Annotated in this window: 24 protein-coding genes; 8 read left to right on the forward strand and 16 right to left on the reverse strand. The window is 66.3% G+C overall.

Annotation, left to right across the window (positions count from 1 at the left end):
• Positions 1-129 precede the first annotated feature (129 nt).
• Positions 130-1,146: a betaine--homocysteine S-methyltransferase gene (bmt, locus tag G3572_RS16420; protein WP_164613894.1), complete on the forward strand. Its 1,017-nt coding sequence runs from the start codon at positions 130-132 to the stop codon at positions 1,144-1,146.
• 94 nt (positions 1,147-1,240) lie between these two features.
• Here the strand turns inward: bmt and G3572_RS16425 are convergent, their stop codons facing one another.
• On the reverse strand, positions 1,241-2,329 hold the full coding sequence (locus tag G3572_RS16425; protein WP_164614184.1) for a PA0069 family radical SAM protein: 1,089 nt from the start codon (positions 2,327-2,329) through the stop codon (positions 1,241-1,243).
• 162 nt (positions 2,330-2,491) lie between these two features.
• Between G3572_RS16425 and G3572_RS16430 the strand changes: the two genes are divergently transcribed.
• The 5 genes from G3572_RS16430 to G3572_RS16445 all read left to right on the forward strand — a co-directional run bounded on the left by G3572_RS16430 (position 2,492) and on the right by G3572_RS16445 (position 5,955).
• Entirely contained in the window at positions 2,492-3,187 is a 696-nt protein-coding gene (locus tag G3572_RS16430) for a corrinoid protein (protein ID WP_164613896.1), read from the forward strand.
• Positions 3,188-3,323: 136 nt separating this feature from the next.
• Positions 3,324-3,479 carry a hypothetical protein gene (locus G3572_RS21900; protein WP_205518767.1) on the forward strand — a complete coding sequence of 52 codons (156 nt, stop codon included), beginning with the start codon at positions 3,324-3,326 and terminating at the stop codon, positions 3,477-3,479.
• Positions 3,476-4,147 (forward strand): DUF1638 domain-containing protein, encoded by a 672-nt coding sequence (locus tag G3572_RS16435; RefSeq protein ID WP_435530988.1) that lies wholly within the window; start codon positions 3,476-3,478, stop codon positions 4,145-4,147. The genes G3572_RS21900 and G3572_RS16435 overlap by 4 nt, the downstream gene beginning before the upstream one ends.
• Positions 4,148-4,204: 57 nt before the next feature.
• Positions 4,205-5,572: an FAD-binding oxidoreductase gene (locus G3572_RS16440; protein ID WP_164613898.1), complete on the forward strand. Its 1,368-nt coding sequence runs from the start codon at positions 4,205-4,207 to the stop codon at positions 5,570-5,572.
• On the forward strand, positions 5,569-5,955 hold the full coding sequence (locus tag G3572_RS16445; protein ID WP_164613901.1) for an SgcJ/EcaC family oxidoreductase: 387 nt from the start codon (positions 5,569-5,571) through the stop codon (positions 5,953-5,955). The genes G3572_RS16440 and G3572_RS16445 overlap by 4 nt, the downstream gene beginning before the upstream one ends.
• 125 nt (positions 5,956-6,080) lie before the next feature.
• Here the strand turns inward: G3572_RS16445 and recN are convergent, their stop codons facing one another.
• From recN to G3572_RS16490, 9 genes are all read right to left on the reverse strand, one after another.
• Positions 6,081-7,721, reverse strand: coding sequence for a DNA repair protein RecN (gene recN / locus G3572_RS16450; RefSeq protein WP_164613903.1), 1,641 nt, complete (start codon positions 7,719-7,721; stop codon positions 6,081-6,083).
• A gap of 36 nt (positions 7,722-7,757) precedes the next feature.
• Positions 7,758-8,597: an outer membrane protein assembly factor BamD gene (locus tag G3572_RS16455; RefSeq protein WP_164613906.1), complete on the reverse strand. Its 840-nt coding sequence runs from the start codon at positions 8,595-8,597 to the stop codon at positions 7,758-7,760.
• Positions 8,598-8,725: 128 nt separating this feature from the next.
• A complete protein-coding gene (lpxC, locus tag G3572_RS16460; RefSeq protein ID WP_164613908.1) occupies positions 8,726-9,646 on the reverse strand; it encodes a UDP-3-O-acyl-N-acetylglucosamine deacetylase in 921 nt (306 codons plus the stop codon).
• A gap of 214 nt (positions 9,647-9,860) precedes the next feature.
• Positions 9,861-11,492: a cell division protein FtsZ gene (gene ftsZ, locus G3572_RS16465; protein WP_164613910.1), complete on the reverse strand. Its 1,632-nt coding sequence runs from the start codon at positions 11,490-11,492 to the stop codon at positions 9,861-9,863.
• Between the two features lie 229 nt (positions 11,493-11,721).
• The gene (gene ftsA, locus G3572_RS16470) at positions 11,722-13,053 is read right to left on the reverse strand and encodes a cell division protein FtsA (protein WP_164613912.1); all 1,332 of its coding nucleotides are present in this window, start codon (positions 13,051-13,053) and stop codon (positions 11,722-11,724) included.
• Complete coding sequence (locus G3572_RS16475) at positions 13,050-13,961, reverse strand: cell division protein FtsQ/DivIB (protein ID WP_164613914.1); 912 nt, start codon at positions 13,959-13,961, stop codon at positions 13,050-13,052. The genes ftsA and G3572_RS16475 overlap by 4 nt, the downstream gene beginning before the upstream one ends.
• Complete coding sequence (locus G3572_RS16480) at positions 13,949-14,866, reverse strand: D-alanine--D-alanine ligase (RefSeq protein ID WP_164613916.1); 918 nt, start codon at positions 14,864-14,866, stop codon at positions 13,949-13,951. The genes G3572_RS16475 and G3572_RS16480 overlap by 13 nt, the downstream gene beginning before the upstream one ends.
• A gap of 60 nt (positions 14,867-14,926) precedes the next feature.
• Positions 14,927-15,850 (reverse strand): UDP-N-acetylmuramate dehydrogenase, encoded by a 924-nt coding sequence (gene murB / locus G3572_RS16485; RefSeq protein WP_164613918.1) that lies wholly within the window; start codon positions 15,848-15,850, stop codon positions 14,927-14,929.
• A gap of 127 nt (positions 15,851-15,977) precedes the next feature.
• Positions 15,978-16,361, reverse strand: a complete 384-nt coding sequence (locus tag G3572_RS16490; RefSeq protein ID WP_205518768.1) for a PRC-barrel domain-containing protein — start codon at positions 16,359-16,361, stop codon at positions 15,978-15,980.
• A gap of 271 nt (positions 16,362-16,632) precedes the next feature.
• Here G3572_RS16490 and G3572_RS16495 point away from each other — a divergent pair, with 271 nt between their 5' ends.
• Positions 16,633-16,932 carry a hypothetical protein gene (locus G3572_RS16495; RefSeq protein WP_164613920.1) on the forward strand — a complete coding sequence of 100 codons (300 nt, stop codon included), beginning with the start codon at positions 16,633-16,635 and terminating at the stop codon, positions 16,930-16,932.
• Positions 16,933-16,974: 42 nt separating this feature from the next.
• On the opposite strand, the gene G3572_RS16500 is transcribed toward G3572_RS16495, so the two are convergent.
• The 6 genes from G3572_RS16500 to G3572_RS16525 form a co-directional block, all read right to left on the reverse strand.
• Positions 16,975-17,232, reverse strand: coding sequence for a DUF2484 family protein (locus G3572_RS16500; RefSeq protein WP_164613922.1), 258 nt, complete (start codon positions 17,230-17,232; stop codon positions 16,975-16,977).
• Positions 17,229-18,641: a UDP-N-acetylmuramate--L-alanine ligase gene (murC, locus tag G3572_RS16505; RefSeq protein ID WP_164613924.1), complete on the reverse strand. Its 1,413-nt coding sequence runs from the start codon at positions 18,639-18,641 to the stop codon at positions 17,229-17,231. Before murC ends, G3572_RS16500 begins: the two co-directional genes overlap by 4 nt.
• Entirely contained in the window at positions 18,638-19,738 is a 1,101-nt protein-coding gene (locus G3572_RS16510) for a UDP-N-acetylglucosamine--N-acetylmuramyl-(pentapeptide) pyrophosphoryl-undecaprenol N-acetylglucosamine transferase (protein ID WP_164613926.1), read from the reverse strand. Before G3572_RS16510 ends, murC begins: the two co-directional genes overlap by 4 nt.
• Positions 19,738-20,901: a putative lipid II flippase FtsW gene (ftsW, locus tag G3572_RS16515; RefSeq protein WP_164613928.1), complete on the reverse strand. Its 1,164-nt coding sequence runs from the start codon at positions 20,899-20,901 to the stop codon at positions 19,738-19,740. The genes G3572_RS16510 and ftsW overlap by 1 nt, the downstream gene beginning before the upstream one ends.
• A 142-nt stretch (positions 20,902-21,043) precedes the next feature.
• Positions 21,044-21,937 (reverse strand): DMT family transporter, encoded by an 894-nt coding sequence (locus G3572_RS16520; protein WP_240335598.1) that lies wholly within the window; start codon positions 21,935-21,937, stop codon positions 21,044-21,046.
• A 40-nt stretch (positions 21,938-21,977) separates the two neighbouring features.
• Positions 21,978-22,865, reverse strand: a complete 888-nt coding sequence (locus G3572_RS16525) for a LysR family transcriptional regulator ArgP (RefSeq protein ID WP_354004055.1) — start codon at positions 22,863-22,865, stop codon at positions 21,978-21,980.
• 82 nt (positions 22,866-22,947) lie between these two features.
• On the opposite strand from G3572_RS16525, the gene G3572_RS16530 reads away from it, so the two are divergent.
• The gene (locus G3572_RS16530; protein WP_164613930.1) at positions 22,948-23,550 is read left to right on the forward strand and encodes a LysE/ArgO family amino acid transporter; all 603 of its coding nucleotides are present in this window, start codon (positions 22,948-22,950) and stop codon (positions 23,548-23,550) included.
• Positions 23,551-23,563 lie beyond the last annotated feature (13 nt).

The raw sequence follows: 23,563 nt of genomic DNA on the forward strand, positions 1-23,563 counted from the left end.
CGCGCGCGAAAGGCCCCCCCCGCGCGGGCCGACCTTTCGCGCCAGCCCTTGCCCGCTGCGGCTTGCGCTGCACCTTCAGGCGCACGCCCCGCGACATCCCTGTTCCCGCCCCTTCACCCCGAGGCCCCGATGCCACAAGATGCCCTGTCCAAACTGCTTTCCACCCGCGACTGGCTGATGGCCGATGGTGCCACGGGGACAAACCTGTTCAACATGGGACTGTCCTCGGGCGAGCCGCCCGAGTTCTGGAACATCGACCAACCCGACAACATCCGCAAACTCTATCGCGGTGCGGTCGAGGCAGGGTCCGATATCTTTCTGACCAACACCTTCGGCGGCAACGCCAGCCGCCTGAAACTGCATCAGGCGCAGGACCGTGTGCACGAATTGAACCGTGTCGGTGCGGCCCTCGGGCGCGAGATCGCGGATGCCTCGGGGCGCACGGTGGTCGTGGCAGGCTCGGTCGGTCCGACGGGCGAGATTTTCGAGCCGATGGGCACGCTGACCCACGCTTTGGCGGTCGAGATGTTCCACGAACAGGCCGAGGGGCTGAAAGCGGGCGGCGCCGATGTGCTCTGGATCGAAACGATCAGCGCGCCCGAGGAATACAAGGCCGCCGCCGAAGCCGCCGCCCTTGCCGGAATGCCGTGGTGCGGCACCATGAGCTTTGACACCGCAGGCCGCACGATGATGGGCACCACCTCGGCAGCGATGGCCGAGATGGTGGAAAAGCTGGCCAACCCGCCGCTGGCCTTCGGCGCAAACTGCGGCGTCAGCGCGTCAGATCTGATGCGCACCGTTCTGGGGTTTGTCTCGACCGGCACCGCCCGCCCGATCATCGCCAAGGGCAACGCCGGGATTCCGAAATATCATGACGGCCATATCCATTATGACGGCACGCCGGAACTGATGGCCGAATATGCCGTGCTGGCGCGCGATGCAGGCGTGCGGATCATCGGCGGCTGCTGCGGCACCATGCCGGAACATCTCAAGGCGATGCGCGCGGCACTGGAGGCAACGCCCAAGGGCCCGCGCCCGACGCTCGAGGATATTTCGGCCAAGCTCGGCGGCTTTTCCTCGGCCTCCGATGGCACCGGCGACACGTCGAACGATCCCAAGCGCGAGCGCCGCAGCCGCCGCGGCTGAGGGGTGCCTTGCGGCAGGGATCGCACGCCGGATGGCTCCCGCAGGGTCAGTTTCCCCCAAGGGGCTATGCCGTTGAACCCGTGACCTTCGCCGGTCAGAACAGCGCCAGCTGATCCCCCGCACGCGGCGGCGGCGCAAAAAGATCGCAGCGCAGCGGTGGCATCTGCTTGGCAAGCCCCAGCCGCGCCACCGCCTTGTCAAAGCGCTGCGCAACAAGATCGGCCCAGATGCCCTCGCCGCGCATCCGCCGCGCCCATTGCGCATCATAATCCTGCCCGCCGTGCATCTCGCGCACCCGCGCCATCACCTTTGCCGCCCGCTCTGGCACATGCTGCGCCAGCCAGTCCTGAAACAGCGGGGAAACCTCGCGCGGCAGGCGCAGCACAATCCAGCTTGCGGCCTGCGCCCCTGCCGCACGGCAGGCCGCCAATATCCGCTCCAGCTCTGAATCCGTCAGCCCCGGAATCACCGGCGCGATCATCACCCGCACCGGGATCCCCGCGTCCGACAGCCGCCGGATCATCTGCAGCCGCCGCTCCGGCGCGGGCGCGCGCGGCTCCAGCCGCCGTGACAGACCGGCATGCAGCGTGGTCACCGAAATCCCCACGCGCAAGAGACCGCGCGCCGCCATCGGGGCCAGAATGTCGATGTCGCGCTCGATCAACGTGCCCTTCGTCGTGATCGCGGTCGGATGGTGAAAGGCTGACAGCACCTTCAGCACCTGCCGCATCAGTCCATGCTCAACCTCACAGGGCTGATACGGGTCCGTGTTGGTGCCAAGCGCCACCGTCGCCACCTTGTAGGACCGCGCCCGCAACTCGCCTGCCAACACCTCGGCGATACCCGGACGCGCGACAAGCTTGGTCTCGAAATCAAGCCCCGGCGACAGGTTCAGATAGGCGTGGCTTGGCCGCGCAAAGCAATAGATGCAACCATGCTCACACCCCCGATACGGGTTCACCGACCGGTCAAACGGCAGGTCGGGCGAACGGTTGTAGGTCAGCGCCGACCGCGGCCGCTCCAGCCGGATCTCGGTGCGCAACAGCCGTTCCTCCTCGGCGATGTCCCAGCCATCCTCGACCCGCTCCCGCCCCTGCGCCTCAAAGCGCCCGGCATGGTTGGACGACGCCCCGCGCGCGCGGATGCGCTGGCCGGGCATCAAGCTGGGATCAGGCTCTGACATCGGCCATAACATGAACGTATCATGAACATAATTCAAGCCCCGACACGCCCCACCCCCCTTGCTGTCGGCTTTCATTCCGGGCATGTCGTAAACCGCAAAGTCGCAAGGCCGATTTGGCCCCATGCAGACTGCAAGACACCCCCGCCGCAGGAGCGCTCCCCCATGGCCGACGACGAAATCATCCTTGCCGATCTTTCGGATGACGAACTTGTGCTGCAAATGCACGATGACCTTTACGACGGCCTGAAGGAAGAGATCGAGGATGGCGTGAACATCCTGATCGAACGCGGCTGGACGCCCTATGACGTGCTGACCAAGGCTCTGGTCGCGGGCATGACCATCGTTGGCAACGACTTCCGTGACGGTATCCTCTTCGTGCCCGAAGTGCTGCTGTCCGCCAACGCGATGAAGGCGGGCATGCATATCCTCAAGCCGCTGCTGGTGGAAACCGGCGCGCCGCGCATGGGCAAGATGGTGATCGGTACCGTCAAGGGCGACATCCACGACATCGGCAAGAACCTTGTCGCCATGATGATGGAAGGCGCAGGCTTCGAAGTGCTCGATCTGGGCATCAACAACTCGGTCGAGAAGTATATCGAGGCGCTGGAAACGGAAAAGCCCGACATCCTCGGCATGTCGGCGCTGCTGACCACGACCATGCCCTACATGAAGGTCGTGATCGACACGATGAAGGAAAAGGGCCTGCGCGACGATTACATCGTTCTGGTCGGCGGCGCGCCGCTGAACGAGGAATTCGGCCGCGCGATCGGCGCCGATGCCTATTGCCGCGATGCCGCCGTCGCGGTGGAAACCGCCAAGGCCTGGGTCGCCCGCAAGCACAACCAGATGGGGGCCTGACCCCTTTTCGGCGCAGACACCGCGCCCGCCAGACAATGCCCCGGCGTCACCGACGTCCGGGGTTTTTTTGTTGTATTTTGGGCTTCACATTTCTGAAACGAGCGACCACATTCGAGTCAAGGAAAAGGAGTATGGAATGCCCCTCCCCCTGTTCTTGGCAATGCTGGCCTTTGTCATCACCGCCGCCGGCGCAACGCTCGCCCTTGCGATCTGGGCGCAGGTGCCGCTGCTGGCGCTCGCCTTGGCAACCCTTGCGGGCAGCTTCATGCTCGGCCTGCGCCAGTGGCGCTGACCTCCCTCGACGATGACACGCTGACTACCGCCGGCCTGACCCTATCGGGCAGCAACACGGCAGAGGCAGAGCGGGTGCTTCTCGTCGCATGCGGCGCGCTCGCGCATGAAATCCTCGCGCTCAAGCAGGCGAATGGCTGGACCCATCTCGACCTGCAATGCCTTCCCGCCAACCTGCACCTCTGGCCGGACCGGATTCCCGCCGCGGTGGAGCAGGTGGTGACCAACCGTCGCGCCGATTATGCGCAGATCTTCGTGGTCTACGCCGATTGCGGCACCGGCGGGCTGTTGCAGGCCAAATGCGCCGAACTGGGTGTCGCCATGATCGAAGGACCGCATTGCTACAGCTTTTTCGAAGGCAACGCCGCCTTTGCCGCAAAGGCCGACGAAGAGTTCACCGCATTCTATCTCACCGATTTTCTGGTGCGCCAGTTCGATGCCTTCGTCTGGCGCCCTATGGGCCTCGACCGCCATCCCGAACTGCGCGACATGTATTTCGGCAATTACACCACCCTGATCTATCAGGCCCAGACCGATGACCCCGCGCTGGATGCCAAGGCCGCCGACTGCGCGGCTCGGCTGAACCTCGCCTATCAGCGGCGGTTCACCGGCTATGGCGATCTTGCTACCGCCTTGGCACAGGTTGCAGGCCCCGCCGCCGCCCCTTAATCTCCACCGCCTGACCCGCGCCCGCCACGGCCCGCACGGGTCCTGCCCGGAGGTGCCATGCGTCTAGATCTCGCCCTGTCCGAACTTGCCTTTCTGGGCAACCGCCTCAGCACCGCGCGCGCGGTCTGCGACCAGCACAGCCAGTCCGAAAGCCATATCCGCAGCCGCAGCCCCGATGCGGTGGCCTATCCCGAAACCACCGCCGAAGTGGCACAGATCGCCCGCATCTGCACCAGACACGGCATCCCGATGACCGGCTGGGGCGCAGGCACCTCGCTCGAGGGCCATGCCCTCGCCGCCCACGGCGGCCTGACGCTCGATTTCAGCCGCATGAACGCCGTGCTCGCCGTCTATCCCGAAGACATGCTGGCCGTGGTGCAACCCGGCATCACCCGCGAAGCGCTCAACGCCGATCTGCGCGCCACCGGCCTGTTCTTCCCGGTCGATCCCGGTGCCAATGCCAGCCTTGGCGGCATGGCGATGACGCGGGCCTCCGGCACCACTGCGCTGCGCTACGGCACCATGCGCCACAACGTGCTGGGGCTCGAGGTGGTGCTGGCCAATGGTCAGATCATCCGCACCGGTTCCTGCGCGCCGAAATCCTCGGCAGGCTATGATCTGACGGCGCTCCTCGTGGGTTCCGAAGGCACGCTGGGCCTTGTCACCGAACTCACCCTGCGCCTGCATGGCCAGCCCGAGGCGGTCTCTGCCGCCATCTGCGCCTTTCCCGACATCGCGGGCGCGGTGGACTGCGTCACCGCCACCATCCAGATGGGCCTGCCCCTTGCCCGGATCGAGTTTCTCGACACCGAGGCGGTGGCCGCCTGCGCCGCGTGGTCAGGCCAGACCCTGCCGCCCACCCCGCATCTGCTGGTCGAGTTTCACGGCAGCCCGCATGGCGTCGCCGAACAGGCCGAACGCTTTGGCGACATCGCCCGCACGCATGGGTGCCGTGGCTTCCAATGGGCAAAGGCGCAAGAAGACCGCGCCCGCCTGTGGAAGATGCGGCATCAGGCCTACCCCGCCATCCTCGCCAGCCGTCCGGGCTCTACCGCTATTGTCACCGATGTCTGCGTGCCGATCTCGGCACTTGCCGAGGCGGTCGAGGAAACGCGCGCCGATATCGCAGGCTCGCCCATCCCCGGCCCGATCCTCGGCCATGTCGGCGATGGCAACTTCCACGCCATCCTGCTGGTGCGGCCCGACGATCCCGCCGAGGCCGCTGCCGCAAAACACCTCGCCGACCGCATGGCCGACCGTGCCCTGCGGCTGGGAGGCACCATCACGGGCGAGCATGGCATCGGCATGGGCAAACTCGGCCATATGCCCGCCGAACACGGCCCTGCCTGGGCGGTGATGGGGGCCATAAAACAGGCGCTGGACCCGCAAGGCCTGCTCAATCCCGGCAAGCTGGTGCCGCAATGACCGCCGCCAATGATTTCCCCCGCGCCTTTGCACAGGCCTTCGGCAGCCAGAGTGCCGAAGCCCTCGCCGCGCTCTTTGCCGAGGATGGCAGCTTCCACATGCTGACCGGTCACTGGGCCGAAGGCCGCAGCCAGATCGCCAAGGGGATGCAGATGGAATTTGCGGGCCTCTCGCGCATGGCCCGCCTCGTCACCGGCAAGACCGCGCTGCGCCCCCTCGGCCCCGGTGCCGCCGTCTTGCATCAGCGCTTCGTTGTCACCGGCCTGCGGGACGCAAGCGGCGGAGAACTCCCGCGCATCGCCGCCCTGCTCACCGCCGTGCTCGCGGCCAAGGGCGAAGGCTGGCTCGCCCTCACCGCCACCTTCGCGATGGTCGAAGGCTGAACCGGAGCCCCCTGCCTGCACCTCGCTGGAATACCCCCGCGCGGAGCGCTCCTCTCTCCCTGACGGTCGATCCTCGCAGCCCCCTCCCCCGCGAGAAGCGCCCGAAGGGAGCGCCGAGCCGTGCGCTACCCCAACAGCGCGCGCGCAGCCTCGCGTGCGGCATCGCTCACCGTATCGCCCGACAGCATGCGCGCGATCTCTTCCACCCGCTCGGCCGCCGACAGGGGCAGCACGGTCGACAGGGTCTGCCCGTCAACCACCCGCTTTTCCACCCGCCAATGATGCGCGCCCAGTGCCGCCACCTGCGGGCTGTGCGTCACCACCAGAACCTGCGCCGTGTCCGACAACAGCTTCAGCCGCCGCCCCACCGCATCGGCGGTCGCGCCGCCGACGCCACGGTCGATCTCGTCGAAAATCATCGTCAGCCCCTCGGCCTGCCCGGTCAGACAGACCTTCAGCGCCAGCAGGAAGCGGCTCAACTCCCCGCCCGAGGCAATCTTGTTCAGCGGCCCCGACGGCGCGCCGGGGTTGGTGGCCACGGTGAAGGTCACCTCATCGGCCCCCTCCGGCCCCGCCTCGCCGCGCGTCACCGCGGTGGCGAACACCGCACGCTCCATCTTGAGCGGGGCCAGTTCCGCCGCCATCGCGCGGTCCAGCCGCGCCGCCGCCTCGACCCGCGCCGCCGTAAGCCGCGCGGCTTCGGCGGTCCATGCCGCCTCGGCCTCGGCCACCGCACGCTGGAGCGCCCCGATGCCCGCCTCGCCATTGTCCAGCGCCTGCAAGCGCGTGCGCAGGCCCGCCGCAAAGCCGCCCAAGTCATCCGGCAGCACCCCGTGCTTGCGTGCCAGCGCGCGAATGGCGAACAGCCGCTCTTCCACCGCCTCCAGATCGCCGGGGTTCACGTCCAGCCCCGCCAGACAGGCCTCGACCCCCGCCTGTGCCTCCGACAATTCGATCAGCGCGCGGCCAATCGCCGCCAGCGGCGCCTCCAGCGCGCCCTCCGCCCGGTCGGCAGCGCCTTCCAGCCAGCGTGTCGCATCGCGCAACGCGGCCTCGGCCCCGTCCTCGGACAGCATCTGCAACGCCCGCGCCACATCTGCCCGGATCCGCTCGGCCCCTTGCATGGCACGGCGGCGCATATCCAGCGCCGCCTCCTCGCCGGGTTCGGGGTTCAGCTTGTCGAGTTCCGCCACCGCGTGGCGCAGGAAATCTTCTTCCGCCCGCGCCGCCGCCAACGCCGCCTCCGCCTCGGCCAGTGCCGCGCGCGCCACCCGCGCCGCAGCCCAGGCCCGGCGCGAGGCCGACAGGTCCAGCCCGGCGAAGCTGTCCAGCAAGGCGCGATGCCCGCGCGGGTTCAAAAGCCCGCGGTCATCATGCTGGCCGTGCAGCTCCACCAGGCCTTCAGACAGCGCCCGCAGCACCTCGCCCGACACCCGGCGATCATTGACGAAAGCGGTCTTGCGCCCATCCGCGGTGTTCACCCGTCGCAGGATAAGCTCATCCTCGGCCTCGATCCCCGCCTCGGCCAGCACCGCATGGGCGGCATGGCCCGCTGGCAGGTCGAACACCGCCGTCACCTCGCCCTGCGCGGCACCGGCGCGCACCAGTTCCGCCCGCCCGCGCCAGCCCAGCACGAACCCCAGCGCATCGAGCAAGATCGACTTGCCCGCTCCGGTCTCTCCGGTCAGCACGTTCAGACCGGCCCCCAGATCAAGGGTCAGCCGATCAATGATCAGCACATCGCGGATATCAAGTGAACGGAGCATAGGTTTTCCCGTAGGGCGGGGCTTACCCCGCCATCTTCACAGCCATTCGCCCCGGATCATCTGGCGATAGACCTGGCTCAACCAGCTGTTGCCCTGCGCCTCGGGGGCCAGACCACGCCCCTTCAGCAGCCGGAAGCTGTCCTCGTAGAAGGGCGAGGACTGGTAGTTGAAGCCAAGGATCGCCGCCGCCGTCTGTGCCTCTGCCGTCAGCCCGAGGCCCAGATAGGCCTCCACCAGCCGGTGCAGCGCCTCTGCGGTATGGGTGGTGGTCTGGAAATCCTGCACCACGGTGCGGAAGCGGTTGATCGCCGCAGTATACTGCCGCCGCTTCAGGTAATAGCGGCCGATCTCCATTTCCTTGCCCGCCAGATGGTCAAAGGCCAGCTCGAACTTCAGCATGGCCGACCGCGCATAATCGCTGTCGGGATATTCCTCGATCACCGTGCGCATGCCCTGCAGCGCCTGAAAGGTCAGCCCCTGATCGCGGCCCACTTCGTCAATCTGGTCGTAATAGGACAGCGCCATCAGATAGGCCGCATAGGGCGCATCATCATCGCCGGGATAGGTGTCGAGAAACCGCTGGGCGGTAGAGCGCGCCTCTTCATATTCGCGCGCCTTGTGCTGGCTGAACGCCTGCATGATCAAAGACCGCTTCGCCCATTCGGAATAGGGGTAAAGCCGTTCCACCTCTTGAAAATACCGGATCGCCTCTTTCGGCCGCGCCCCGGTCTCCAGCTGCAATTCGCCTTGTTTGTAAATTTCTTCGGCGGTGTAGCTGTCCAGCGCGCGCTCTTGCGTGCGCGGACCGCAAGCCGAGAGAAATGACAGAATGAGCGCGATGCCCAGCCATTTCGCGCCCGATTTTCCGACTGCCATCGTCTGCCTATCCATCAAACCACCCGGATCATGCGCACCTCATGGCGCATCATCCGCCCTGTTGCAGTCGTCCTAGCACAGAAAAATCGGCGGCGCAAAACGCCTTTGCGCCACCGGTCACAACCCTGTCATGCCGTTGCGGGAAGATCGCTGCGATGAACGCCCATTCCGGGCAGCTTGCCCACGGTCAGCGCACTGCATTCCACCATGCGCCACGCGGTCAAATCGGCGAAAAGCGCCACCAGCAGACGATTGGTCAGCGCGTGGCCCGACCTTATGCCGGTGTAGCGGCCTAGAATTGGCCCACCCGCAAGATAGAGATCGCCCATCGCATCCAGCATCTTGTGGCGCACAGGCTCGTCCCGATGGCGCAGACCGCCCGGCGACAGCACACGGTCGCCCTCGAACACCACCGCATTGTCCAGCGTTCCGCCAAGCGCCAACCCGCGGGCGCGCATCGCATCCACATCGGCCTGACGGCAGAAGGTGCGGCTGTCGGCAAGTTCCCGCACAAAGGCCCCATTCGACAGGCTCAGGTGCTTGGCCTGCGAGCCGATCGCCGCCTCGTCGAAATGGATCGAGAAATCGATCTCAAGCATGTCGGCGGGGTCCAGACGGGCCACGGCCTCGCCCTCGCGCACTTCCACGGGCTTCAGCACGCGGATCGCCCGCACAGGCGCGGACTGTTCGATCAGCCCCTTGGCCAGAAACGCATCGACAAAGGCCAGCGCCGAGCCGTCAAGGATCGGCACTTCGGGGCCGTCGATCTCGATCACCGCGTTATGGATCGCACAGCCCGCCAAGGCCGCCATCACATGCTCGATGGTCGACACTTCCACACCGGACGCATTGCGGATCAGCGTGCACAGCCGCGACGGCACCACCTGATCCCAGCGCGCGGCGATCATCGCATCGCCACTGGTCACATCAGTGCGCTTGAACCAGATGCCGTAATCTGCCGAAGCAGGCCGCACAACCATGCGCACGGGCGCGCCAGAGTGCAAACCCCGGCCTTCGAACACCACAGCGGATTTCAGCGTATTCTGCACAGTCAGACCCCTGGCCTATCGCAACAAAGTTGTCACGGAACAACGGAAAGATTCCCGCCTCCGTTCCCTGACAATGACTTAAGGAGTCATGAAGCCAATGCCAACTCACGCTTTATGTCGGCGCATGACAGGCACAAACAACCGCAAGATGATGAAATCAAACAACAAAGCCCGCCAGACCGGCGGGCTTTGCTGCAATTGTTACAAGTCTGTCTCAGTTCGCCTGGCGCCGCAGGAAAGCCGGGATCTCGATCCGCTCCTGATCGGCGCTCATGTCCTGCTCGTCATCATAGGACGTCACGGGCGGCTGCTGGCGGCTCGGGGCCGGACGCTCGCTCGCCTGCGGCTCATGGCCGCCACCCGCCATACGGTTGATCAGCGATCCGATGCCAAAGCGGGGACGAGCCTGCTCGGCGGTCTTCTGCGCAGCCGCGGGCTGGGGCGCAGCAGCGGCGGGACGCGGCGCGGCGGCCTGCCCCGGACCGCGCGACACAGCGGCCTGCAGACGGGCCAAAGCCTCGGGCGACGGGGTGCCGGCGGCACGGGGGCGCGGCGCGACAAAGGCGGCGGCGTCGTCATGCATCGGCACACCGCGCGCGGCGGCAGGCTGCGGGCGATAGGCGGGTTCTGGCAATTCGTCATGCTGCTCGGCTGCGGGCGGCGCATAGGCGGCGCGGGCCGGAGGCGCGTCGAACAGTTGCGGCTGCTGCTGCGGTTGCGGCACGGGTTGCGGCATCGGCTGCGGGGCCGGCGCCACATGCTGCACCGTCACCGCAGGCTGCGGCGCAGGGGCCGGCGCTTCGATCGGCGCGGTCAGATGCGACGGCAGCGGCGCCGCCATCGACCGGCGTGCCACCGGCGTCTCTGCCTTGGCCACGGCCACGTCAATGCCGGTTGCCACGACCGACACGCGCAGCATGCCTTCCATCGTGGTGTCCAGCGTCGAGCCGACGATGATGTTCGCGTCGGGGTCCACCTTCTCGCGGATGATGTTCGCGGCCTCGTCGAGTTCGAACAGCGTCAGGTCATAGCCGCCGGTGATGTTGATCAGCACACCCTTGGCACCGTTCAGGCTGATTTCATCCAGAAGCGGGTTGGCAATCGCCTTCTCGGCGGCCTGCACCGCGCGGTCTTCGCCACTGGCTTCGCCGGTGCCCATCATCGCCTTGCCCATCTCGTCCATCACGGCGCGGACGTCAGCGAAGTCGAGGTTGATGAGGCCCGGACGGACCATCAGATCGGTCACACCCTTCACGCCCTGATACAGCACGTCATCGGCCATCGCGAAGGCTTCGGTAAAGGTGGTGCGCTCATTCGCAAGGCGGAACAGGTTCTGGTTCGGAATGATGATCAGGGTATCGACCACCTTCTGCAGCGCCTCGATCCCGTCCTCGGCCTGCTTCATCCGCTTGTTGCCCTCGAACTGGAAGGGCTTGGTCACGACGCCAACGGTCAGCACACCCAGCTCACGCGCGGCCTGCGCGATGATCGGGGCCGCGCCGGTGCCGGTGCCGCCGCCCATCCCGGCGGTGATGAAGCACATATGCGCGCCTGCCAGATGGTCGACGATTTCCTCGATGGTTTCCTCGGCGGCAGCAGCCCCCACGGACGGGCGCGCGCCCGCCCCCAGACCCTCGGTCGCCTTGATCCCCATCTGGATCTTCGACGTGGCTTTGGATTGTTGCAGGGCCTGCGCGTCGGTGTTGGCCACGACGAACTCCACCCCTTCGAGGTTTTGCTCGATCATGTTGTTGACCGCGTTGCCACCTGCGCCACCCACACCAAACACGGTGATCCGGGGCTTCAGCTCTTCGCGCTGCGCGTTCACGATGAAGTTGAGTGCCATTGCCTATCCGCCTGTCTTTTGTTGTGCCGCCAGAGGTCTTCTTGCCGCCGCGTTTGATATCCTGATCGGGCCGAAGCGTCTGTCCCGGACGCGTTTTCTCCCGAATTACCCCCTAGAATATCCACAAGGCCGACAGTCGTCACTTAAAAAAGCGTTAGCGCCCCACAAAATATGGGGTTTGTTGCAAGAATTTCAGCGGGATTTCGCCCACCCACGCAAGGGGTGGGGGTCACCAGTTGTCTTTGAACCATTTCACCACCCGCTTGAGCGACCGCGCGGGATAACGCTCGGCCGGAATCTCGAAATCCCACCATTCGTCCTGCGGATGTGCCGCGAACAGGCACAGACCCACGGTCGAGGAAAATGCCGCGCCGGTCGCCGCCTGTGGCAATCCCTGCACCCGCAGCGGACGGCCAAGGCGCACGCGCTGGCCCAGAATACGGCTGGCAAGCCCGTCCAGACCGGGGATCTGGCTGGCCCCGCCCGTCAGCACGATCTGCTGGCTTGGCAGGCTGTCAAAGCCCGCCGCGTCCAGCCGCGCCCGCACCTCTTCCAGAATTTCCTCGACCCTCGGCCGCATGATGCCGATCAACTCGGCACGGCTGACCTGACGGCGATCCTTCTCCCAGTCGCCGCTGTCCCCGCCGACCTCGATCATCTCGCGGTCATCCATGCCGGTCGCCTGCACGCCGCCATGCTTGGTCTTGATGCGCTCGGCCACCGCCATCGGCACCATCAGACCCTTGGAGATATCGCTCGACACATGGTCGCCCCCCATGCGCACCGCATCGGCGTAGATCATGTGCTTCTTGATAAAGACCGAAATGCCGGTCGACCCGCCGCCCATGTCGATACAGGCCGCGCCCAGCTCCTGCTCGTCCTCGACCAGTGCCGCGATGCCCGAGACATAGGCCGAAGACGCCATGCCGGCGAGTTCCAGATCACAGCGCTGGATACAGTGCAGGATGTTCTGCACCACATTGCCGTCAATCGACAGCAGATGCATGTCGGTGGCAAGGCGGTTGCCGATCTGCCCGCGCGGATCGCCCAGACCCGAGCGGTGGTCCAGCGCAAAGTTCACCGGCTGCGCATGCAGCACCTCGCGGTCCGGCCCGATGTCGGGCAGATCGCAGGCCGCCAGCACACGGGCCACATCCTGCTCGGTCACGACGCTGTCTTCCAGATCGATCTCGCCCGCCAGCCCATAGCTGCGCGGTTCTGCCCCCGAGAAACAGGCGATCACATGATCGACCCGCACATTGGCCATCTTCTGCGCCGCCTGCACCGCGGTGCGCACCGCGCGCTCGGTTTCCGCCATGACGGCGATTTCCCCGAAGCGCACCCCGCGCGAGCGTGTGGTCGCCGCCCCGATCACGCGGAACGACGACTGCCCCGCCATCGGTCCGACCGTGTCATCGCCGAAGCTGTCGCTTCCGTCAAACCGCAGGATCAGACAGGCGATTTTCGAGGTGCCGATGTCCAGAATGGCAATGACGCCCCGCTGCATGGCGGCACGGCGCATGTTCCGCATGGCGCGCTGCGCCTGATAAAGATCGGTCATAGCTGGCTCCTGCTGATGTCAATGCCCTGCGACTGGCGCAACTGGTTCAGCGCATAGGGCGCCAACCGCAGCACGGGGCGGTGTTCGGTTCTCAGGTCCACGGTCAGAATGTCGCGTCCCAGCAGATCGCCCGCCTGATGCAGGGCGATCAGCCGCTCGATGGCGGCAATCGGTTTGGCTTCCGGCAAAAGGATGCGCTGGTTGCGATCCAGCACCACATCCCAGCGCCGCTCGCCCACCCGCACCAGACCGCGCACGCGGTCGGCAATCGGGGCTGCGGCGGCAAGCAGGGCCAAGGCCTCCGGCGTCGCGGCATCCGCTGCATCGCCCGCAATCAGCGGCAGATCCGGCCGGTCCGTGCGCGCGGCGAGGCTCGCCACGCGGTGTCCGGTCGCATCCAGCATCTCGATCCCGTCGGCGGTGCGCCACAACAGGGCCGGCTCCCGCTCGGTGATCGCCACCTCCAGCACGCCCCCCGTGCGCACGATCAGATCGGCGCGCGCAATCGCGTCCAACTCCTGAATCCGCGCCCGCGCGGCGGCAAGGTCGATATCGAAGGATGATTGCGGCAGCTTCAGATCCAGCCGCGCCCGCACCACATCGGCCAGTTCGGGCGAGGCCCCCACCACCGACACCAGACTGACCATGAATTCGGGCCGGTTCTGGAACTGCGTGCGTATCTCGCTGATCCCGCCCGCAATCGCGGTGCGGCGGTCTTCATCGGCCAGCACGATCCCGACCACCAGCATCAGCACAAAGGTCGGCACCCCCACCCGGAACATCACGCGGAACAGCGGTGTCAGCCACAGGCGCTGCATGCGGTAGGCCCAGCGCGACGGCGCCGGATCGCGCCGCAGCACGTTTGGCGTCACGGGCGCAACGCGGCGCGGGGCGCTCAGCGGTTGCATGACGCATCCTCCACGATCCACGCGCACAGCTGTGGAAAGCTGATCCCCAGATGCGCCGCCTGTTCGGGCGACAGCGAGGTCGGCGTCATCCCCGGCTGCGTGTTCGTCTCCAGAAGGATCAGCCCGTCCACACCCTTCGCCTCGTCCCAGCGAATATCGGTGCGGCTCAGCCCGCGGCACCCCAGCGCCTGATGCGCGCGCAAGGCGTAATCCAGACAGGCCGCCTCCACATCGGGCGGAAGCGCCGCAGGCACCTCGTGGCGGCTGCCACCGGGCTTGTATTTCGCGTCATAGTCATACCAGCCATCGGTGATGATATCGGTCACGCACAGCGCCCGATCTCCCATCACGCTGATGGAAAGCTCCCGCCCCGGCGCATAGGCTTCCACCATCACCTCGGCCGGCATCTCTGCGGCCAGACGCGGCGCATTGCTGCCCGGATGCACAATATACACCCCGACGCTCGAGCCTTCGTTGTTGGGCTTAACCACATAGGGCGGCGGCAGCACATGGGCCTTTTCCACCTCTTCGCGCGCCACGATCACCGACTCCGCCACCGGCAGACCGGCGGCGCGATAGACATCCTTGCTGCGCTGCTTGTCCATCGCAAGCGACGACGCCAGCACACCCGAATGCGTATAGGGAATCCGCAGCCATTCCAGCAGCCCCTGCACGCAGCCATCCTCGCCCCAGCGTCCATGCAGGGCGTTGAACACCACATCCGGCTTGATTTCGATCAGACGTGCGGGCAGGTCCGGGCCAGCATCGACCTCGACCACGTCATATCCCGCCTCGCGCAGCGCGTTTGCACAGGCATTGCCTGTCGATAACGAAACCTCGCGCTCAGCCGAGGGTCCGCCCTTGATAACCGCCACGCGGGACACCTTGCCAGATGCACCCGCCATTTACTGCCTCTCGAACCCCGTTCGGGTCCTTATTCTTGTTATTTTGCGCGCGGTTGGCCGTTACGCTTCGCCGACGCGCATGATTTCCCACTCTAACGTGATCCCGCTGGTTTGGAAAACCTTTTTTCGCACCGCCTCGCCCAGATTTTCCAGATCGGCGGCAGTCGCCCCTCCGGCGTTGATCAGGAAATTGGAATGCATCTGGCTCATCTGCGCCCCGCCCAGCGTCGCACCGCGCATTCCTGCGTCATCGATCACCTTCCACGCCTTCAACTCGTGGCTGTCATCGGCCCGCCCGGTCGAGGAATGGCCGACCGGATTACGAAAAGTTGATCCGGCGCTGCGCTCCTTGGTGGGCTGGCTGGCGTCGCGCCTGGCAATCTGCTCCTCCATGCGCTGCGCCAGCGCCGCAGGGTCGCCCTCCGGCGCGCGAAAGGTCGCGCTCACCACCACCGCGCCCTCGGGCAGGTCCGATTGCCGATAGCGCAGGTTCAGCGCCGCTGCCGGAATGTCCACCACGCTGCCATCGCGCAGCACCACCCGCACGCTTTCCAGCACATCAGCCACATAAGACCCGTAGCACCCTGCGTTCATCCGCACAGCGCCCCCGATGCTGCCCGGAATGGTGCGCAGAAATGTCAGGTCCAGCCCCGCCTCGGCCGCGCGCCGCGCCACATGCGCATCCAGCGCCGCCGCTCCGGCCGTCAGCCTCCCCTCGCCCTCGATCGCAATGGCATTGAACCCGCGCCCCAGCCGGATCACCACGGCGCGCAGGCCCCCATCCCGCACGATCAGGTTGGACCCGACGCCCATCGGGAACACCGCCACATCGGGCGGCAGCGCCGCAAGAAACGCGGCAATATCCTCAACATCCGCAGGCTGGAACAGCCAATCCGCAGGCCCGCCCACGCGCAGCCAGGTCAGATCGGCGAGGGGCCGGTTGGGGGTCAGGGTGCCGCGGGGGGTGGGAAGCGTCTGTGTCATGCCCCTAGCTACCCGCGCCGCGGCCCCAAAGACAAGGCCCCCGATGGGGCCGGAACCTTGTTCCCTGCAACGCAAAACGGGCGCAGCCCCGCTGCGCCCGTTTTGGTCTTTCGGTCCCGTCAAAGGCTTAGAGCCAGTAGGGAGCCACACCATAGTATTCGTGGCTGCGCCGCTGCCATTCGCGGTCCTCGCGCCACGTTTCATGCTGGCGCGGGGCCTGCTCCAACTGCTCTTTGGTCAGGTCAGTCACATACCCCTCGCGCGAGGTGTCATAGCGCAACTTGCCAAAGGGAATGGCATGGTGATCGCTGCCGATCCCCAGAAAACCGCCAAATTCCAGCACGCCATACACGATCTTGCCGGATGAGGTATCAATCATCACATCGTCAATATGGCCAAGCTCTTCGCCCGCAGGGCTGTAAACGCGGGTGCCCTGCACCGTCTTGCCGGAAATCAGGCCGTTGCCGCTGCTCTGGGTCGAGGGGTTGGCCGCAAAAGATTGGGCTTGCATCGGATATCCTCCATTTTGCGCAGACGGGCCTTCAGGGCCGATCGGTCTGCCAGATGCAAAGACAACGGGGCAGCGCGGCAAAAGTTCCCGCATTTCGCCCCCGCCCGCCGTCGGGTCACAAAAAAATCATTTATAGTCAAATGTTTAGCGCAGGCATGGAACCATGACCCCGTGGCCCCGTTGATTTAGCAACCCCGTGCGGGCGCCCGCGCTGACGCGCCCCGAACGGGCAGACCCGATCAACGACCCCGATCATCGAAAGGAGATCGCCATGACCTTTCCCTATCTGCGCGCTACTGTCGTGCCCTTGGCCATCGGCTGCTTTGCAGGTGCCGCGATCATCGCTGGCCTGACCGCCGGACTTTACGGCTGGCAACTCTTTGCCGTCGCCGCCATCATCGGTCTCGCCGCGGGCGTTCCCTTCGGCATCTGGAGCGTGCGCCGCATGCGCCGCACCCCGCCCCTGCCGCGTCCGGAAAGCCCCACGATGGACCCGAGCGCCGCCGCGCGCGAGGTGGACCCTGCCCGCGCCGAACCCTATCCGCCCGCGCCGGATCAGGGGCGCGCCTGACGCCGGATGGCGTGGTGAGCCAGGGAAATCATTCTGCGGAGATCATTCTGCGGGCGAGTCGCCCTTGCCCTTGATCCAGCGCCAGAAATACACCAGCGGCCAACGCAGCACGCTCGCCCCTGCGGCAAGGATAAGCAGCCCCCAGATCGGGCCGCTTTGCGCCGTGACCCAGCCCACAAGCGGAATGCCCACCGCGATCAGCACATAGGCCGCGCGCCAGTGGTGGTCGCGGCTTGGCAGCATGGCGATCACATTCGCCAGCACCAGCCACAAAAGCGCCGCTGTCAGCGCCGGAGTCACGCCGCCTTCTCCACCAGTTTCGCGGGCAGCGCATTGGCCCATGTGCTGATGGTCCCCGCACCGAGGCAGACAAAGATATCGCCCGGACGCGCCTGCTCGCGGAACAGACGGGCCAGATCGGCCTCGTCCATCACCGCGCGGGCGTGCCTGTGGCCATGCGCGATCAGACCTGCCACCAGATCATCGCGGCTGATACCGGCAATCGGTTCTTCTCCGGCGGCATAAACCTCGGAAATCGCGGCCACATCGGCCTCGTTGAAACAGGTGCAGAAATCCTCGAACAGGCTGGCAAGCCGCGTGTAGCGATGCGGCTGGTGAACCGCGATCACGCGGCCCTTGGTCGACTGGCGCGCGGCCCGCAGCACGGCGGCAATCTCCACCGGATGATGCCCGTAATCGTCGATGATGGTCACGCCATTCACCTCGGCCACCTTGGTGAAACGGCGGTTCACTCCGGCAAAGCCCGCCAAGGCCTCGCGGATTTCTTCCTTCTTCATGCCCAGATGCCGCGCCACGGCAATCGCCGACAGCGCGTTGGAGACGTTGTGATCGCCCGGCATCGGGAGCACGCAACCTTCAATTTTCGAACCATCTTCCTCATTGTTCAGCAGAACATCGAACATTGCGCTGCCATTTTCGAACCTGAGGTTTACAGCCCGCACATCGGCCTGCGCATTGAAGCCGAAGGTGACAATCCGCCGATCCGCCACCTTGCCCACCAGCGCCTGCACCTCGGCATGGTCGGTGCAGCACACCGCAAGCCCGTAGAACGGGATGTTCGACACGAAATCGAGAAAGCCTTTGCGCAGCGCATCGAAGCTGCCCCAATGCTCCATATGCTCGGGGTCGATGTTGGTGACGATGGCAATGGTCGCGGGCAGGCGGTTGAAACTGCCGTCACTCTCGTCTGCCTCCACCACCATCCATTCGCCCGCCCCGGCGCGCGCATTGGAGCCGTAGGAATGGATGACGCCGCCGTTGATGACCGTCGGATCAAATCCGCCCTTGTCCAGCAAGGTCGCCACCATCGTCGTGGTCGTCGTCTTGCCATGCGTGCCCGCGACCGCGATGTTGGACCGCATCCGCATCAACTCGGCCAGCATCTCGGCACGGCGCACAACCGGCAGCTTGCGCCGCCGCGCCTCTTCCAGCTCGGGGTTGCCCTTCTTGATCGCCGAAGAGATCACGATCACCGCCGCATTGCCGATGTTCTGGGCCGCCTGCCCCTCAAAGAACGTGGCCCCCAGCGATACCAGCCGGTCGGTGATCTTGCTCGCCTTGGCGTCCGACCCCTGCACGGTATAGCCCAGCGTCATCAGCACTTCGGCGATGCCCGACATGCCGATCCCGCCGATCCCCACAAAATGGATCGGGCCAAGTTCCAGCGGCAACTTGGTTGCTGCATTCATTGCGGGGCTCCTTCTGCGAGGGCTTCAACAAGCGCCACCAGACGTTCGGTGGCATTGGGGCGGCCATGCGACAAGGCGTTGCGCGCCATCTGGCTCGCAGCCTCGGGCTGCGACAGCACTGCCGCCATGTGGCCGCTGAGCGTTGTGGCGTCAAGCACCTTTTCCGGAATCACCACCGCCGCCTCGGCCCCCGCCAGCCCGCGGGCGTTGGCAGACTGGTGATCCCCCGTCGCCGCCGCGAAAGGAATAAGGATCGACGGACGCCCGATCACGCTGATATCGGCAATCGACGACGCCCCCGAGCGCGACACCACCAGTTGCGCCTCGCTCAGCCGCGCCGGAATGTCATTGAAGAACGGCTGCACCTCGGCGCGGATGCCGGCCTCTGCATAAGCATCCACCACCCGCTCAAGGTCCTCGGCCCGCGCCTGATGCGCCACGCGCAGGTTGCGGCGGATGGCGTCGGGCAGCATCGCCACCGCCTCCGGCACCACATCCGACAAGATCCGCGCGCCCTGACTGCCGCCGATCACCACCAAGGACATCGGGTAATCCCCCGGCGCGATGTAACCCGCGCCCGCACGGTCCAGCACCGCCATCCGCACCGGATTGCCGGTGTGCACGCCCTCCACCCCGGCGGGCAGATCGGTCGGCCATGTGCCGCAGGCCACCCTGTCCACGCGCGGCGCGAAAATCTGGTTCACCCGCCCCAGCACGCCGTTCTGCTCATGGATCATCCGGGGCCGCCGCAAGACCCAGGCCGCCGCCAGCGCGGGTATCGTCGGATAGCCGCCGAAGCCCACCACCACCGCAGGCCGGTCGCGCATCTGCGCCAGCACCGCGCCGATCACGCCCCCCGCAATGCGGAACGGCACCGCCGCCCGCGCCAGAACACCGCCGCGTGCGAAGGTGGCCGAGGCCACCCGCTCCACCTTGACCACATGCGGAAAGCCGCCCGTATAGCGCGCGCCGCGCGCATCGGTCGACAGCTTCACCCGCCAGCCCTTGCGCACCATCGCCTCGGCCAGCGCCTGCGCGGGGAACATATGCCCCCCGGTGCCGCCTGCCGCGATCAACAACAGCTTTCCCTCAGCCATCAGCGCCCCCTGCGGAGGATATCGCCAATCTCGCCCTGCGGACGGGTGCGCGTCAAGGCCAGCAGCATCCCCACCGTGATGCCCGCCGCAATCACCGACGACCCGCCATAGCTGACAAAGGGCAGCGTCATCCCCTTGGCGGGCAGAAGCCGTACCGCCACGCCCATGTTGATCATCGCCTGCACGCCGAAGATGCAGGCAAGCCCGGTGCCCGCCAGCCGGATGAACGGGTCACGTTCCCGCATCAGGCGGAACAGGCTGCGCACCACGATGGTGCCATAGAGCGCCAGAATGACCAGCACGAGGATCAGCCCGTATTCCTCCGCCGCCACTGCGATGATGAAGTCGGTATGCGCATCGGGCAGCGTCCATTTCACCTGCCCTTCGCCCACGCCCACGCCAAAGAAGCCGCCCTCCTGGATGGCGTTGGTGGCATAGCCGATCTGGCTGCGCGGGTCGATCTCGGGGTTCAGGAACCCGTCGATCCGCCGCGCGAAGTGTTCCGAACTTTCATAGGCAATCGTCGCGCCAAAGCCGACGATGCCAAGGATGATCCCGATCAGCGTGATCGGCGCTCCGGCCACGAAATAGATCACCCCCCAGCCAAACAGGATCAGCGCGGCCTGCCCGAAATCGGGCTGGATCGCCAGCAGCATCACCACCACGAAGGTCAGCCCGAATGACACCGACTTGCCGGGCGGCCCGTTCAGGTCCTGGCTTGCGGCCATCAGCCAGGCCACGATCACCATAAATCCGGGCTTGAGGAATTCCGACGGCTGCACCGAGGCAAAGCCGAAGCTGAACCAGCGCACCGCGCCCTTGCCGAAATCGGTGCCGAAGAACGGCAGCAGCATCAGCGCCACGAAGGCCCCCAGAAAGCCCACGACGCCCAGACGGCGGATCATCGCGGGCGGCATCATCGACACGCCCGCCATAAACAGCAGCGCCACCACGCCGAACACCGCCTGCCGCTGCACATAATAGAAATCATTCAACCCGTTGCGGCTCGCCAGCGGCACGCTCGCCGCCAGCCCCAGCAGCAGGCCGATGCCGAACAGCACCATGATCGCCGTCAGCGACCACTTGTCGATGGTGCGCCACCAACGGGGAATGACAGGCTCTGTCACCCGAACGGGACTGGAGCCATAGACCATTTCAGTCATGGGAAAACCGCCTGTAAACTCTGCTCTGCCGAACGCCCGTTTGCCGGGTCTGGTGCAAAGTGTAGCCAACAAAGCGGCTTATGGCCAGAGGAAAGGCAGCCCCCCGCGCACCGCGCCGCGCATCGCGCGCGGCACCGGCGGGTTACAGCACCTCGGGCACCGGCCCCCGCCGCCGCTCGCGCGCTTCGGCCCATGTGATATAGCTGACAGACCCGACAATCACCGCGCCGCCGATCAGCACGAACACATCCACCCGCTCGCCAAAGGCGGCCCAGCCCAGAAGCGCCGCCCAGATCAGTTGCAGGAACACCACCGGCTGCGACACCGCAATCGGCGCGGCGGCAAAGGCGCGGCTCATGCAGTAATGCCCCGATGTCGCGCAGGCCGCCACCACTGCCAGCCACGCCAGCTGCTCAAGGTCCATCGGCACCCAGACCCAGGCCGCCAGCGGCGCGAGACCCAAGGTCACGATCAGGGACAGCATCGCCACGATCTGCCCCGCGCTCGCCACCCCCGACAGCCGCTTGGCAAAAAGGTAAGATCCGGCAAAGCACACCGCCGCGCCAATCTGCGCGATATGCCCGTCCGTCACCTCGCGCAGGCCGGGGCGCAGCACAATCAGCGCGCCGCCCAGCGCCACCGCAATCGCCAGAACCCGGCGCAGGGTCAGCCGCTCGCCAAAGAACACCACCGTGCCCAGCGTCAGCAAGACCGGGTTCAGATAGCCGATCGCCGTCACCTCTGCGACAGGGATACGCGCCATCGCATAGAACCAGCAGATCACCGCCGCCACATGCACGACGCCCCGCCCCAGATGCAGCCCCAGATGCAGCCCTGCAAAGCCCTGCCGCAGCAGACCGATCAGCGCGGGCGCCAGAAACAGCGCCCCCCAGGCAAAGCGCACGAAGGCCGATTGCGCGGCGGGCAGATCGGTGCCCAGATAACGCACGATCCCCGTCACCCCCACAAAGCTCAGGCCAGAGGCCAGCATCCACAGGATCGCATGAACGGGGTTGGTGTCGGTCTTGACCATCATCCGCGTTTTCTGGTCTCCGGCGCGGGCAGAGACAAGCGCCTTATTGTATCCGTAACATCTGCGCCGCCGCGCGGCGCAGCGCCCGCGTCAAGGGCGCAATCGCCCCCGCCGTCAGCCGCGCGAACTGCCAGTGCAGCGCCACATCATGCGGCGTGTCCGGCACCACTTCCACCAGCCGCCCCGCCGCCAGATGCCCCGCCACCAGCGGCTCGGGGTTCAGCCCCCAGCCCAGACCCAGAAGGCAGGCATCGACAAAGCCCTGCGTCGAGGCAAGCCGGTGGCTCGGAAACTCGGCCCGCGCGCCCAGCCCCCGCGCCGCCACCCATTGCGCCTGCAGCCGGTCCTTGTCGGAATAGGTCAGCGCAGGCGCACGCGCCACCGCCTCTGGCGTCACGCCCGCAGGAAACCAGCGCGCCATATAGGCAGGGCTCGCCGTCGCCCGATAGCGCAGCGCGCCCAAAGGCTGGGTATCGCACCCCTGCAACGGCCCCGCATGTCCGGTAATCGCACCCACCACCTCGCCGCGGCGCAGCCAGTCCTGACTGAAATCCTGATCGTCGATCACAAGATCGAACAACACCCCCGGCACCTCGGCCAGCGCGGGCATCACCCATGTGGCCAGTGAGTCCGCATTCACCGCAATCCGCAGGCTCACCGCACCCGCCTGCACCCCGGGCAGATCTTCCGCCACCTGCCGCTCCAGCAGCACCAGCGCGTCAAAATGCCGGATCAGCCGCAGCCCCGCCTCGGTCGCCACGCTCGGACTGCCACGGCGGATCAGCAGCGTGCCCGCCCGTTCCTCCAGCGAGCGCAGCCGCTGCGATACCGCCGATTGCGTCACCCCCAGATCGGCGGCGGCAAGGTCGAACGACCCGCGCCGATGCACGGCGGCCAGCGCGGCCAGTTGCACAGGGTCAAAGATCAGCACGGCTTATCCAGCATCAGAAAGATGATCTGGATTGATCCACGCCTGCCGCGCTAAGTCAAGCCGACCCCTTGAAAGGCCCGCCATGACCGCCCTTATCGCCGGATTTCTGACCGCCCTGTCGCTGATCGCCGCCATCGGCGCGCAAAACGCCTTTGTCCTGCGCCAAGGCTTGCGGCGCGAGCATGTCCTGCCGGTGGTGCTGACCTGCGCCCTGTCCGATGCGGTGCTGATCGCCGCCGGAGTGGCGGGCTTCGGCACCCTTGCCGCGCTCGCGCCGTGGATCACCACCGCCATGCTCTACGCGGGCGCGGCCTTCCTCTTGGTCTATGGCGCTTTGCGCTTCCGCGCCGCCTTCAGGGGCGGCGAGGCGCTGCGCCCCGCGCCGGGCACAAGCGCCAGCCTTGGCCGCACCCTCGCCACCGTTCTGGTGTTCACATGGGCCAATCCGCATGTCTATCTCGATACCGTGGTGCTTCTGGGCGCAATTTCAGCGCAATACGCCCCGCAGCACTGGACCTTTGGCCTTGGCGCAATGGCGGGCAGCTTTGCCTTCTTCACTGCCCTCGGCTTCGGCGCGCGCCTGCTTGCACCCCTCTTCGCCAATCCCAAGGCCTGGGTCTGGCTGGAACTGGGCATCGGCATCACCATGTGGCTGATCGCCGCCGCGCTGATCGCCGGAGCCTAGGCGCAAAGCAAAA

This window comes from Pseudotabrizicola algicola (genome assembly GCF_010915705.1).
GTDB lineage: Bacteria > Pseudomonadota > Alphaproteobacteria > Rhodobacterales > Rhodobacteraceae > Pseudotabrizicola > Pseudotabrizicola algicola.